9 protein-coding genes are annotated in these 13,415 nt (G+C 69.8%); 5 read left to right on the forward strand and 4 right to left on the reverse strand.

All coding sequences use genetic code 11. From position 1 onward, the window contains the following. The first annotated feature begins 5 nt into the window (after window positions 1-5). The 4 genes from AB0I83_RS27330 to AB0I83_RS27345 all read left to right on the forward strand — a co-directional run bounded on the left by AB0I83_RS27330 (window position 6) and on the right by AB0I83_RS27345 (window position 3,182). Window positions 6-1,061 carry a DUF3533 domain-containing protein gene (locus tag AB0I83_RS27330; protein WP_363306515.1) on the forward strand — a complete coding sequence of 352 codons (1,056 nt, stop codon included), beginning with the start codon at window positions 6-8 and terminating at the stop codon, window positions 1,059-1,061. Between the two features lie 304 nt (window positions 1,062-1,365). Next, the gene (locus AB0I83_RS27335) at window positions 1,366-1,866 is read left to right on the forward strand and encodes a phospholipase (RefSeq protein WP_363306516.1); all 501 of its coding nucleotides are present in this window, start codon (window positions 1,366-1,368) and stop codon (window positions 1,864-1,866) included. Window positions 1,867-2,118: 252 nt separating this feature from the next. After that, on the forward strand, window positions 2,119-2,979 hold the full coding sequence (locus tag AB0I83_RS27340) for a helix-turn-helix transcriptional regulator (RefSeq protein WP_356843495.1): 861 nt from the start codon (window positions 2,119-2,121) through the stop codon (window positions 2,977-2,979). Beyond that, complete coding sequence (locus AB0I83_RS27345; protein ID WP_363306517.1) at window positions 2,976-3,182, forward strand: DUF397 domain-containing protein; 207 nt, start codon at window positions 2,976-2,978, stop codon at window positions 3,180-3,182. Before AB0I83_RS27340 ends, AB0I83_RS27345 begins: the two co-directional genes overlap by 4 nt. A gap of 76 nt (window positions 3,183-3,258) precedes the next feature. On the opposite strand, the gene AB0I83_RS27350 is transcribed toward AB0I83_RS27345, so the two are convergent. Then, entirely contained in the window at window positions 3,259-4,437 is a 1,179-nt protein-coding gene (locus AB0I83_RS27350) for a S1 family peptidase (RefSeq protein WP_363306518.1), read from the reverse strand. 330 nt (window positions 4,438-4,767) lie between these two features. Between AB0I83_RS27350 and AB0I83_RS27355 the strand changes: the two genes are divergently transcribed. Then, the gene (locus tag AB0I83_RS27355; protein ID WP_363306519.1) at window positions 4,768-5,667 is read left to right on the forward strand and encodes an alpha/beta fold hydrolase; all 900 of its coding nucleotides are present in this window, start codon (window positions 4,768-4,770) and stop codon (window positions 5,665-5,667) included. 71 nt (window positions 5,668-5,738) lie between these two features. Here AB0I83_RS27355 and fxsT read toward each other — a convergent pair whose 3' ends face one another. From fxsT to fxsB, 3 genes are all read right to left on the reverse strand, one after another. Beyond that, on the reverse strand, window positions 5,739-9,674 hold the full coding sequence (fxsT, locus tag AB0I83_RS27360) for an FxSxx-COOH system tetratricopeptide repeat protein (RefSeq protein WP_363306520.1): 3,936 nt from the start codon (window positions 9,672-9,674) through the stop codon (window positions 5,739-5,741). Further along, window positions 9,671-11,017: an FxsC protein gene (gene fsxC / locus AB0I83_RS27365; protein WP_363306522.1), complete on the reverse strand. Its 1,347-nt coding sequence runs from the start codon at window positions 11,015-11,017 to the stop codon at window positions 9,671-9,673. Before fsxC ends, fxsT begins: the two co-directional genes overlap by 4 nt. A 131-nt stretch (window positions 11,018-11,148) precedes the next feature. After that, a complete protein-coding gene (gene fxsB / locus AB0I83_RS27370; RefSeq protein WP_363306523.1) occupies window positions 11,149-13,410 on the reverse strand; it encodes a radical SAM/SPASM protein FxsB, inactivated metallohydrolase extension form in 2,262 nt (753 codons plus the stop codon). Window positions 13,411-13,415: the final 5 nt, after the last annotated feature.

The following is a 13,415-nucleotide window of genomic DNA, read 5'->3' on the forward strand; positions in this document are numbered from 1 at the left end:
GGGGCATGAATTTCGCTGACGAGGTGAAGAACGCCGTCACCGCACGGGCCGCCCTGCTGGTCATCGGCGTGCTGGGGCTGCAGCTGCTGTTCATCGCCTCCTACGTCGGTGCGCTGCACCGGCCGGACCCGACGGACGTCCCCTTCGGAGTCGTCGCCCCACGGCAGGTGTCGGAACAGCTCGTCACCCGGCTGGGCGACCTGCCGGGCGACCCCCTGGACACGCGCGCGGTCTCCGACGCGGCCGAGGCGCGCCGACAGATCCAGAACCGCGACATCGACGGCGCACTGATCGTCAGCCCCACCGGGGCGACCGACACCGTGCTCGTCGCCTCCGGCGGCGGCACCGTACTGGCCAGCTCGCTGGCCCGGATCGCCAAGGAGGCGGAGGGGCCCCGGCAGCGCGCTGTGCGCACCGTGGACGTGGCCCCCGCGTCCCCGGACGACTTCGACGGGCTGTCGTCCTTCTACCTGGTCGTGGGCTGGTGCGTCGGCGGGTACCTCTGCGCCTCGATCCTCGCGATCAGCGCGGGCACCAAGCCCGCCAACCGGCAGCGCGCGGTGATCCGCACCGCGGTCATGGCGCTGTACTCGATCGCGGGCGGGATCGGCGGCGCGGTCATCATCGGCCCGATCCTCGGCGCGCTCCCCGGCAGCGTGTGGGCCCTGGCCGGGCTGGGTGCCCTGGTCGTCTTCGCGGTCGGCATGATCACGCTCGCCCTGGAGGCCCTCACCGGAATCGTCGGCATCGGCCTGGCCGTCCTGATCATCGTGGTCGCCGGCAACCCGAGCGCGGGCGGCGCCTTCCCGCTGCCGATGCTGCCCGACTTCTGGCGGGCGATCGGCCCCGCCCTGCCGCCAGGCGCGGGGACCTGGACGGCGCGCTCGATCGCGTACTTCAACGGGAACGCGGTGACCGGCCCGCTGCTGGTGCTCTCCGCCTGGGCGGTCGCCGGCACGGCCATGACGCTGCTGCTGTCGATGCGCCACCGGACCACGGACGGGGACACCCCCCGCCGTCCGGCAACCACTACCACCACCGGCGGATCGAGCCCCGCCTGAGCCACGGCCCCTGCCCCTGCCCCTGCCCCTGCCCCTGCCCCTGCCCCTGCCCCTGCCCCATGATCCCGGGGTGGGGGCAGGGGCGTGTCGGCGCCGATTCGGGCACAGGCGGCGCGACGCCGGCCGCAGGGTAACGCACACCCGCGCACACCGGCGCGCCATTCGCCGGCAACAGGATGTTCCACCGACAACCGGCGACACAGGCTAGGCCTGGCAGGTTCATGACGTCATTCTGGAGCGGCCTCGTGAGACCCACGAGGAGCACGGTCGGTTCAACTCCCCCTCACCCGCCCGGAGGTTGCTCATGCGTCGCCGCTTCGCCGCTCCCCTCACCGCGATCGCCCTGTCGCTCCCGCTCGTCCTGATCCCCGCCGCGACCGCTTCGGCGGCACCGTCCGACAAGCCGCAGGTCCTCAGCTCCTGGACCCAGACGAGTGCCTCCAGCTACAACGCGTGGAACTCCGCCCGCAACAACCAGGGCTCCTGGTCCGCCTACGGCTTCGACTGGTCGACGGACTACTGCAGCAGCTCTCCTGACAACCCGTTCGGCTTCCCCTTCCAGACGGCCTGCGCCCGCCACGACTTCGGCTACCGGAACTACAAGGCCGCGGGCACCTTCTCCGCCAACAAGTCCCGCATCGACTCCGCGCTCTACTCGGACCTCAAGCGGGTGTGCGCCGCCTACTCCGGCGCCACGCTGACGGCGTGCAACAGCACGGCGTGGACGTACTACCACGCGGTGGACATCTTCGGCGTGACTCCCGCCAAGGCGGCGACCTCGGACAGATCGCTCCAGAACGCCTGACCGCAGCCCGGGAACGGGCCTGACGGCGTGACCTCGACACGACGGTCACGCCGTCCCTCTTCGTCCGGGCCAGGAAGAACGAGTGCCGCCGGCGCCCACGCTCGCGCGAGTGACCGGGCTCGCCCCCGACCGGTTCCCGCCTTCGGCGAACGTCCCACAGCTTGTACGGACGTTGTACGGGTTCGGGGCCGTGACGCCGGAATCCCGCCGCGGTTGAACCATGTCCAGCCGTAGTGCGGTGGCCGGAAGGGCGTGAGGGCAGTGCGGGAGACGGGTAACGGGCGCGCGACCAAAGCGAAGGCGAAGGAGGACAGCGAGCTGCCGGGGGTGTGGGTGGCGTACGGAACGCTGCTCCAGCACCTCCGCAAACGGACCGGGCTGAACCAGCAGGCGCTGGGTGAGGCCATCGGGTACTCGATGGAACAGGTCGCCTCGGTCGAGCAGGGGCGGCGGGCCGCCAAGGCGACGTTCACGGTCGCGGCGGAACGGGTGCTGGGGGCGGGCGGCGTACTGGACGTGCTCCAGAGCGAGGTGGACCGGGCGAAGCTCCCCCGGTTCTTCCGCAACTTCGCGCTCATCGAGGCGGAGGTGCTGAGCCGCTTCTCGTACGACCCGCTGCTGGTGCCGGGGCTGTTGCAGACGGAGGCGTACGCGCGTGCGGTATTCGCCGGCCACTGCCCGCCGTTCGGCGAGGAGATCGTCGACCAGCACACGGAGGCTCGGCTGGGACGGCAACGACTGCTGACCCGGGACCCGATGGCGGAGCTGTCGTTCATCATCGGGGAGGAGGCGCTGCGGAACCCGGTGGGCGGTGCCGAGGTGGTACGCGGACAGTGGCGACACCTTCTCCAGGTGGGCACCTTGCGCAACGTGGAGGTGCAGGTGATGCCTGCCGGGGACGGCTTCCATACCGGCCTGGACGGCCCGTTCGTCCTGGTGGAGACGAACACACTGCGTCGCCTGGGATACATCGAGTCCCAGGAGATCGGGTGCATCGTCAGTGATCCGGAGGACGTCAGCGGCTTCGGGCTGCGATATGGCAAGCTGCGATCGCAGGCCCTGAACGCCCATGAGTCTGCGCGGCTCATCGAACGGCTGGTGGGAGAGACATGAGCGTGAAGCAGGTACCCGGCAACGTGGACGGACTGCGGTGGTTCAAGAGCAGCCACAGCGGATCGGGCGGCGGCGACTGCGTGGAAGTGGCTGCCGGTCACGAAGCGGTCCATGTGCGGGACTCGAAGGCCGCGGGCCTCGGGCCGGTGCTGCGGATCAGCCGTGGCGAGTGGGCGGCGTTCGTGTCACTCGCGCGAAGGTAGCCCGGCCAAGCGGGGACGGCCGACGGCCCGTCCGCCTCCTGCGAGGCGGACGGGCCGTCGGGGTGTCGAGCCTGCGTCAGCCGATCTCGGCGCCGAACGCGGCCAGCGCCTCGGGCACCGGCTGGAAGAAGGTCTCGCCACCGGCGGAGCAGTCACCGCTGCCGCCCGAGGTCAGGCCGAGCGCGGTGTCGCCGGAGAAGAGCGAGCCGCCGCTGTCGCCCGGCTCGGCGCACACGGTCGTCTGGATGAGGCCGTTGACGATGTCGCCGTTGCCGTAGTTGACGGTGGCGTCCAGGGCGGTGACCTCACCGTCGTGGACCTGGGTGGTGGAGCCGCTGCGGGTCACCGTCGTGCCGACGGTGGCGTCGCCCGCCTTGGTGATCGCCTGGGTGGAACCGTCGTACAGGTCCACCTCGCTGGGGTGCGCCACGTCGGACGTGTACTTGACCAGGCCGTAGTCGTTGTCCGGGAAGCTCGACCCCTCGTTGGCGCCGATCTCACCGCCGCCCTGGGAGTCCGACCAGCTGGTGATCGACTCGGTGCAGTGCCCGGCGGTAAGGAAGTACGGCTCGCCGCCCTTGACCACGTTGAAGCCCAGGGAGCAGCGACCGCCGTTGCCCCAGATCGCGTCGCCTCCGGCGATGAGCGGCTTGAACTCACCGGCCGTCTTCGTGAGCTCGGCCTTGGAGCCGAGAGAATCGACGACCTTGCTGAGCTTCGTCCAGGCGGCACCGTCGACCGTGCGGTCGGCGGTGACGACGATCTTGTTGCTGACCGGGTCGACGGCCCAGGAGGTGCCCGGGATCGTCGCCTTGTCGGAGAGGGTCTGCCGGGCGGTCGTCAGCTCGGCCAGCGTGTTCTGTACCAGTCTGGCCTTGCCACCGGCCTGGCGGACCTGCTCGGCCGCCGCGTCGTCGACCACGTTGACCACGAGGTTCTTGGACTTGGCGTCGTAGTACGAGCCGGCCGCGTCGCCGCCCAGGGTCTTGTCCAGGGTGGCTGCGAGACTTCCGGCCGAATGGGCGTTGAGGGTCCGTGCGGTGAACACGGGCACGTCGTCACTGGCGTTCGCAGTCTGGAACGTCGCTCCTGCTGCGACCAGGGCGAGGACGGCCGATCCGGCCATCGTCACGCTCTTCCTGGATATGCGTCGGTGCGTCAACTTGGACCTCCTGTGGGGCCGTGTACGGACAAGTGGGGTGCCCGGAACACGGAGGATGGGGCGCCCACTATTCCGACGCGGCGGATAGCACACAAGGTCGACTTCAGGACGCGCACACGACGCCGACCGTTCACTCCCGGCTTGTTCACAAGTCGGGTTTCGCACCACGTCGGTTACGTTCGCGAACACCCGGTGCGATCACAGGTCGGCAGCGGGTGAGGACTAGTCCTGTCCTGTAATCGCGCCCGGAGTCCGCATGCTGTGGAGTGCGTCGCTGAAGCCGAACACCACCGAACGCTCCCGTAGGTCCCGAACACCACCGGTTCGCCCCGACGGGGAGTGCCGGTATCGCCTGCGATAGGTCATCATCGAACAGGCAGTACACACAGAGCAGTTGAGTACCGGACGAGCGGAGGACGCGGCGTGCGAAGTCGGGTGCGTGCGGCGGACGGACGGCATCTGATGGTCGAGCGCCGGGGGGATCCGCGAGGCAGACCGGTGTTCCTCCTGCACGGGATGCCGGGCAGCCGGCTGGGTCCCGCTCCGCGCGGGATGGTCCTCTACCAGCGCAAGACACAGCTGATCACGTACGACCGGCCGGGCTACGGCGGCTCGGACCGGCTGCCGGGGCGCCGGGTGCGGGACGTCGCGGAGGACGTGCGGGCGATCGCCGACTCGCTCGGCCTGGAACGCTTCGCCGTGGTCGGCCGCTCGGGCGGCGCTCCGCACGCCCTGGCCTGCGCCGCGCTGATGCCCGACCGGGTCACCCGGGGCGCCGCGCTGGTCAGTCTGGCCCCCTGGGACGCCGAAGGGCTCGACTGGTTCGACGGGATGGCAGCCTCGAACGTGCTCGCGTACTCCACGGCGGCCGCGGACCCGGACGGTCTGGCCGAGTCCTTCATCAGCCGCTCCGCGGAGATCCGCCAGAACCCGGTCCGGCTCCTGGACGACCTGCGCCGGGAGCTGACCGACTCCGACCGGACGGTCGTCAACGACGCCGGCATCCGCACGATGCTGCTCGCCAACTACCGCGAGGGACTGCGCACATCGGCGTACGGCTGGATCGACGACGCGATCGCGTTCTGCCGGCCGTGGGGGTTCGACCCCGCGGACATCAAGTGCCCCGTGATGCTGTGGCACGGTGTCAAGGACGTGTTCTCCCCCGTGGGCCACTCCCGCTGGCTCGCCGGGCAGATCCCCGGCGCCACAGCCGTGCTGGAACCGGCGGCGGCACACTTCGACGCGCTGGCCGTGCTCCCCGGGATCCTCAACTGGCTGCTGGACGACGGCCCGGAGGCGGTGGCCGAGGCGGCGGCCTGCTGAGGCCCGGGCACGGCGGGGCCACCCCCGAACCCGCGGGCTCCGGCGCCCGGAAGGCACCGGAGCCCGCCGACTCAGACCGACATCGGTTCCAGCTCCCGCTGGAACCGTTCCTCGTCCCTCGCTATCCGGGTCAGCGGATGGTCGTCACCGAGCTGGCGTGCCAGCTCGTCCCCTGTCTCCGCCCGCACCCTCAGCGCCTCGTCGGTGCGGCCCATGGCCCCGAGGGTGACCGCGAGGTTCGAGGTCATGGCCAGGGTCTCCGGGTGGTGTGCCCCGAGTACCTCGCTGAGCTGGCCGGCCACCTGCCTCTCCGTCTCCAGGACGATGTCGAACTCGCCCAGCTCGGCCGTCGCGTTGGCCAGGTTCATCACACTGAACAGGGTGTTCGGGTGCTCTCGTCCGAAGACCTCGCGCATGGTGGCGACCACCCGCTTCAGGAGCTGCTCCGCCTCGTGGGACGCGCCCGCCCCCGAGAGGTAGACGCCGAGGTTGTTCTGCGCGGCGAGGGTGTACGGGTGCCGCTCCCCCGGCACCTTCATGTACTGGTCGACCACGTCCTGCGCGGTGGTCCTGGCCTCGGTGGCGTCCCCCGCGGCGAACTGGTCGGACGCCAGGTTGAGGTCGCAGGCCAGCGACTCGGGGTTGGCCGACGTGTACTTGGCCCGGTACCTGGCCCGGGTGGCCACCGTCAGCCGCCGCGCGTCCTCCAGCTGTCCCGCCCTGCGCAGCGAGACCGCCAGGCTCTTGGCCGCGCTGAGCGTGGTGGGGTAGGTCCGGCCGAGGGTGGCCTTGAGACTGCCGTAGGTGCGGCTGAGCAGCGCGACGGAGTCCTCGTACCGTCCGACCTCTCGCAGGTCCCGAGCCAGGTTCAGCGCGGAGGAGAGGCTGTGCGGATGCTCCTGGCCCAGCACCTCGGACCGCAGGTCGTAGCAGTCCTGGTCGATCTCCCGCGCCCTGGCGTACTGCCCGACGCTCCGCAGGTTCAGGGCGAGGTTGTTGGCGGCGGCGAGCGTCCGCGCGTGCCGCTCGTGGAAGATCTGGTTGAACCCGTCGTGAGCCTCGGTCGCCAGCTCGATCGCCCGGCCGTAGTCGCCGAGCAGCCCCAGGTCGATGGCCAGGCTGCTGGTGGTCATGTACGTGTGCGGATGCTCCGGGCCCAGTACCTCCCGCTGGAGCCGCAGAGTGAACTCGTCGAGCTCCTTCGCCTCCACGTACCGGCCGCGGGTGCGGAGGATGTTGGAGAGGTGGAAGCAGAGGTAGAGGTACTGGATGTCTCGCTCGCCCAGCATCTCCAGCCACGCCTCGCGCAGTTCCTCCCCCAGCGTCGCGGCGGTCCGGACGTCACCGCGCTTCCAGAGGTAGCGCACCCGGTCGATCAGCAGTCTGCGGGTCTCGTGCTCCCTGCAGTAGCGGGCGTCCGACGGGCCGAGGTGCGGCCAGATCGTGGCGAAGCGCGGCCATGTGGCCGGGTTGTCGATCGGCTCGGTGTCGTCGGGCCGGGCTCCCGCCAGGATGAGGTGGACGACGTGCCTGGCCTCCGTCTGCTCCTCCTCGCTGAGCTGGGCCCTGATCACCGCTTGTACGAGGCGGTGCACCTGGATGGAGTTCGACACCTGGTCGACCTTGGCGAGGGCGAAGCGGCCGATCTCCCGGATGACCCGGCCGAGCACCAGCTTCTCCTGGAGCGAGGAGTCGTAGGGCTTCAGCGCCTCGATCATCTCCTTGCTGTAGAGGAGGTTCGCGGAGATCGGCTCGGGCGCGAAGAACGCGCAGAGCTGGAGCAGCCGCACCGCGGCGGGCGAGCGCTCCTTGAGCCGTTCGATGGAGATGTTCCAGGTCGCTGCCACCGGTTGCGGATAGCCGGCGGGCTGGTTCAGGGCCAGGACCCTCGGAGCCTGCTGGGCGAGCTGTTCCAGGTAGGCGTCGATGGGGGTGGCGGTCTCGGCGATCCACGCGGCCGCCTGCTCGACCGCGAGAGGGAGGTCGCCGACGGCCGTGGCCACCTGTGCCGCGTCCTCGGCGCTGAGTCCGGGGGCCCTGCGCTGCAGGTGCTCGATCGACTCCTCCCGCAGGAAGACGTCGACCGGGAGCGCGTCACCGTGCTGGGACCACGCCTGGTTCCTCGACGTGACCAGAATGTGGCCGGAGCCGCCCTGCGGGAAGTAGCGCCTGAGCCGCTCGGGATCGTCGGCGTTGTCGAAGACCAGGAGCCACCGGTCCGAGGGCACCCCACGCCTCAGCAGGTCCACGGCCTCCTGGGAAGCCGCCGCCATGTCGTCGCCGCCCTGGGCACCGAGCCGCACGGCCAGTTCGGCGAGTCCCGCGATCACGTCGTCGGTCTGCTCGGACGATATCCACCACACCAGGTCGTAGTCCGCCATGAAGCGGTGCACGTACTCGAGTGCGACCTGGGTCTTGCCGACGCCGCCGAGACCGTAGAGGGTCTGCGGCTGCGGCAGCACCACGGCCATACCGCCGCCGAGTTGGTCACGCATCCGCTCCAGGACCAGGGAACGCCCGGTGAACCCGGGATTTCGGGGCGGCGCGTTCCAGATCCTGGGCACCGCGCCGGGGAAACGGGGGCCGGGCGAGACCCCGTCGCCGAGCTGCACGGGCCGGTCAAGGGCGCGCATCAGCGCGGTGGTCGCGTGGACCTCGTCCAGCCGGAACAGGTCGACCGGGTTGCGGTCGATGTACGGCGCGGACAGGCGCACGTCGCTGATCCTGAGCGGGAGCAGCCGGCGCCGCCCGCCGCCGGGGTCCTCGGAGACGGCACGTTCCCAGAGGTTCACGGCGCGCTGGGACTTGAGATAGGCGCTGGAGAGCAGCACGACCGTACGGGCCGCGTTCTCCGGAGTGGTCTGTGCGGGGTGCGTCGGACCGCTGTCGGCAGAGGCGTCACGCGGGACCACCCGGAATCCGGCCCTGCTCAGGACTGATTCGACCCAGTCCGCCCACATCCGGTTCTCCGCCACATAGCTGAGGAAGAGGTCCGCGGGCAGCGCGGGCCTGCGCCGGGTGAAGGCGTCACGGATGCGCAGCCGGACCTCCTCCCCGACCGGGGGCATGGAAGTGACCTCCTGCCCGGTGACGACCGCGGTGAGGCGCTCGAAGGCGGACAGCAGGGAGTTGCTGAGCCCAGCCGCGTCGCCGAAGGTGGCAAGCGTCTCCTCGTAGGCGTAGTAGGGGCGGTACGGGATCTCCACCGCGCCCCAGTAGGCGGTGAGTTCGTCGCCGGAGAGATCACGGGGCAGCCGGTCGAACTTGAGCCGTGCCAGGGCACGTCCGGCGTCCGCCTTCTCCTTCTCACCCTCGTCGATCCGCATGGGGACCGGGAAGATGGAGATGGGCCTGCCCGTGTAGCGTTCGGCGATCTGCCGGGCGACGGAGGCCGCGCCGTCGATGGACTGGTCGCTGAGGGTGAAGCAGTCGACGAGTACGTCCGGCAGGTGGACGGTGCAGATGTCCGCGATGTCGCTGAGGCCCGTACGGCTGTCGATGAGGACGTAGTCGTAGTTGGCCTTCATGTCGTCCCGCAGGGCGTCGAAGAACAGGCCGCCGCCGAGCCGGTCGTAGAAGTTGTCCCAGTCGAAGGTGGAGACGGTCGCGGAGTACTCGCGGTTCTGCCGGCCGGCGGAGACGAAGTCGAGCGTGCCGCCCCGCGGGAACTCCCAGCCGAGGGCCTCGGGGTTGAGCGAGACCGCGTGCGGCTGGATCCGGGCGTAGTCGCGGTGCCAGTCGTCGGCACGCTGGGCGGGGTTCGTCGCGGCCCAGGCGTATTCGGTGATCAGGTCGATCACACCGGTGGTGGCCCCGAGCGTCGCGGGGGCGAGGAAGGGGTGGAAGAAGCGGTGGAGCCCCGGCGCCTCCAGGTCCCAGTCGACGGCAAGCACCCGCTTGCCGTTGGCGGCGAGGATCCAGGCCGTGTTGGCGAGGGCCATGGTGCGCCCCGTGCCACCCTTGTAGGAGTAGAAAGTGACGACGCGTCCGTCACGCCCGGCTGTCATACGTCCTCCGCATTCGTCGCAGGGTCGTGCCTGTCGGGTATGAACTGTGTGTCACCCATCGGGCCCATCAGCCGCTTCCGTTCGCTCTGCCGTCCGCCGGCGGCGGGCGGATAGACCGTGGCGTGCCTCAGGTACTGCTGCGCGGCCACTTCGACCACCTGCGGGAGAACCTGCCCGAAGGCCTCCATCGTCGGCACTCCCTTCGCGGCCGCCCGGCAGAAGGCCCTCCCCTGCCGCATCTTCGTCGGCATCGTCTGTTCGAGCTTCTCGGCCAGTTCGGCCTCGGCTGCCCTGCTCTGACGGTCGTCACGGCACCAGGGAACGACCATGGTCACCCACGGCCTGTTCTCGGCGTCGAAGGCTGCGAGCCGGCGTCTGAGGTCCTCGTCCCGCAGGGCCCAGCGGTCGACCAGGAGTATCTCCGGCGTGGTGGGGGGCTGCTTGCCCTCCCTCTGTCCGGTGTCCTCGTCGAACGGCGCGATGAAAGCCTGGTAGTTGAGTGAGCGGACCAGTTCCTCGGTGACGTAGGCCAGCGGCTTCGCGGCAGCCGGGTGATAGGGGTTCCAGTCCTGCGGATGGTCGCCGTAGTAATCGGCTGCGCGCCCTTCCGGAAGGTCGTGGCGCGTGGGTGCGGCGACGGTGATCCGCATCGGCCGGGGCGCTCCCACCCCACTGCTCGGGGACCCGAAGGCACTCGGCGCGAGCCGGTAGTCCACCGGTCTCCCGGTGTCTATGCGCACCGTGTCGGCGACGCTGACGATGCGTTTGGCCAGTTCGTACACCGCTCGTTCGTATTCCTGGCCGAAGAGCCTGAGCTTGATCAGCCCGTAGAGCCCGTCACTGACGTAACGCTCCCCGAAATCACGGTGGTTGAACTGCAGACGCTCGGCCGAGCCGGGCATTTGATGAGGCGGCACCGGAACCCAGAGCGCGGGAACGATGGCCTCCGCGGGCTCGTTCGAGCGCGCCCGGTGGTGGATGGCCCGCTGCTCGAACGCGTACCACTCCTTTCCGCACATCTCGCTGGCGAAATAGCGTGGCGAGAACAGCGGAACGAAGACACGGCAGGTGGCGAGGACTCCGCCCAGGCGTTCCGACCAGCCCTCGCCGGAGCGCATCTCCCGGTCCATGAAACCGGCGGACGCACCCGCCGGCAGATCGGTCATGGCCATCACATGGCCGCAGAGATCTTGGAATAGCCGTTCGACCCACATATCGGGGTCCGTTCCACCGCCGTACCCCGGTGTGTGTGCGTAACTCAGAAAGAAGTACGGCCGATGGTCCGCCGCTCGCTGCTGCGTCGGTGCGTGCACACGACCCCCGTCCTGTGTGAGCACTCGCATCAGGGAGTGGAACGATCGATGCGAGCGAATTCATCATTACGGAGCGGACCGCACTCCACCCCCCTGCCGTTCGGTCATTCACCGTTGCTTTTCAGACATCCATCCCCACGTGCGGTCAGCGCTGCCCTTGATCAGGAAAGGTCTTGCAGTCGTTCTTTCCCGGATGCTCCCCGTACGCCCTCGATGATCTCCTTTCGGAGTCCACCCAGAATCCGCGCTCCGTCGATGGTCAGTTCGGGAGCCGATTCGATCGCGTCAAGTGCCTGGCGGACCCCGGTCAGGAGCGTCGGCGCGAAGAGTCCCGCACCGACCCGTTCGAAAGTCTCCGAGAGCGCACGGGAGAACGGTACGGATTCCGGATTCCACGGCAGCCGGTAATTCCACGCCCCGTCCGAAGCGAAAAGATCCGTCACTTCGACGAGCGCCTGGAACTTGGTGCGGCGGAATCCGCGCAGCAGCGCGAGCGCCAGCTCCTCGTCGCCGCCGTCGGCCCCGATGCCCAGCGCTCCGTAACCGTGCCGTCCGGCACGGGTGGGTCCGGTGGCGAGAGGGGTCAGGGTCACGAGGACCTCGGCAGCCTCGGCCGCCTGCCCGGGCACCCTTTCCCGCAGCAGCTTCCAGGCCAGGGCCAGTCGCGTCCCCCAGTCCTCGGCCTCCCGCGCGGTGAGCCGCGGGAGCGCGGGAGCGTCGAAGCACTGGCGGTGCGGATCCAGATCGTCGAGTACGAGGACGGGCACGCCGTCGCCCCCCGTCCGCCGGAGTGGCAGCCAGTCGGGGCCGTCCGCCGTGGTGGAGGAGACGCGTCGCCCCGCTCCGGCGTCCGCGCCGAGGACCAGGAACCCCTCGCCCTCCGGCCGCACCAGGACACGGCCCCGCTCGCCCGGGGCACCGAGCCGCAACTCGCCGAGCGTGGGCAGGAAGAGCACGCCGTCGGTGAATCGGACAGGGACGGTGAGGGCCAGCCGCGCACGGACGGCCGCCGCGGCCACCGACACGGCGAGCCGTCCGGCCGCCCGGTCCACATGGACGGGATCGTCCGGCGCGCTCCTCGCCCCGCGGAGCCAGGTGCGGGTGAAGGGATGGGCGAGCACCTCGTCCAGGGCGGCGGCGCCCTGCTCGGTCCGTTCGACCTCGGCCGCCAGGCCCCAGGCCTCCCGCCAGCCGTCGTGGTCGCGTGCGCCGAGCCTGGTGTGCAGTCCGGCGAGGAGGGTCCTGTTCACATCGAGCCCCGCCGCCCCGAGCTCCGCGGGGTCGTCGACCACGGCGGATCCGATGGACACAGCGGCGCGTTCCTCGATGCCGCGCACCAGCGCGGCGAGGTCGGCGCAGTAGACGGAGGGGTTGTCGAAGTCGTTGGACGACCGGTAACGATGCGTGTAGAGGCCGCCTCCGCACGAACGTACGACGGGGCACGAACGGCAGGTCTCGCTGACGCCGGCCAGCCCGAGTTGGCGGGACCGTACCCCGGGGTGCGCGGCGACGTCGTCGAAGGAGTTGCGGAACACGTCGAAACCGGTGGCCGCGGCGCCCTCGTAGGCACTCTTGAGCGAATCCACCTGCTCCAGCTGCCCGTCCGTCTCGATGACGACGAGGTCCGTGGGAGCGAGTCCGAGCGATTCGGTGAGGCTGGGGCCGCCGCTCAGGGTGGACAGGACCGAGGCGAAGAGACGCACCGGGACCTCTTGGCCGCGCTCCGTCCAGCGGTCGTAGACCGCCAGGAGCCAGTCGGCGTAGGCCGTGGGTGAGCCGTTGGGCCGCGGCGGAGGTTCGTCCCAGGTGGCGTGCGGAAGAAGGAAATCCACCCGTGGTGGTCCGAGACTCGCGAGCGCGTCGAACACCGCGACCGGATCGTTGCGGATGTCGATGGTGCACAGCAGCCCGAGGTCCAGATGCCGGTAGCGGTCCTGCCGCAGGAGTTCGACCGCCCTGAGGACCTGGGGATGGCTGGTGCGGCCGTTGGCGAACAACCGGTGCCGGTCGTTCGCGGCGCGGTCTCCGTCGAGGGAGATGCCGACCCTGACGCCGAACTCGTCGAAGAGGTCGAGATAGCGGGGGCTGAGCTGGACGCCGTTCGTATGGATCCTCAGGTCCAGCTCAGCGATACCGTCCAATGCCGATGTGAGCTCCTCGCAGACACGGCGCAGTCGCGCTGGGCCGGCCAGGAGCGGCTCGCCTCCGTGCAGGATCACTGACATCGAATCGAGCGCATGCTCCGACGCATGCTCGGCCAACCTTCGAGCCGTCCATGAAATGGCTTCGTCAGAGATGGACTTAGGACGGGTACGCCAGCTCTGATCTGCGTGTTCATAGATGTAACAGTGGTCGCACGCGAGATCGCATCTGCTGTGAACCTTCAGCACGACCTCGCGAAAGGGGACCAGGGGTCCTGTCATTCCCC

The sequence above is a fragment of the Streptomyces sp. NPDC049970 genome, from assembly GCF_040660235.1.
In the GTDB taxonomy this organism is placed as follows: domain Bacteria; phylum Actinomycetota; class Actinomycetes; order Streptomycetales; family Streptomycetaceae; genus Streptomyces.

Coding starts and splice junctions, on each gene's coding strand:
- AB0I83_RS27330 (WP_363306515.1), top strand. CDS start 6: ATGAATTTCGCTGACGAGGTGAAGAACGCCGTCACCGCACGGGCCGCC.
- AB0I83_RS27335 (WP_363306516.1), top strand. CDS start 1,366: ATGCGTCGCCGCTTCGCCGCTCCCCTCACCGCGATCGCCCTGTCGCTC.
- AB0I83_RS27345 (WP_363306517.1), top strand. CDS start 2,976: ATGAGCGTGAAGCAGGTACCCGGCAACGTGGACGGACTGCGGTGGTTC.
- fxsT (WP_363306520.1), bottom strand. CDS start 9,674: ATGACAGCCGGGCGTGACGGACGCGTCGTCACTTTCTACTCCTACAAG.
- fsxC (WP_363306522.1), bottom strand. CDS start 11,017: ATGCGAGTGCTCACACAGGACGGGGGTCGTGTGCACGCACCGACGCAG.
- fxsB (WP_363306523.1), bottom strand. CDS start 13,410: ATGACAGGACCCCTGGTCCCCTTTCGCGAGGTCGTGCTGAAGGTTCAC.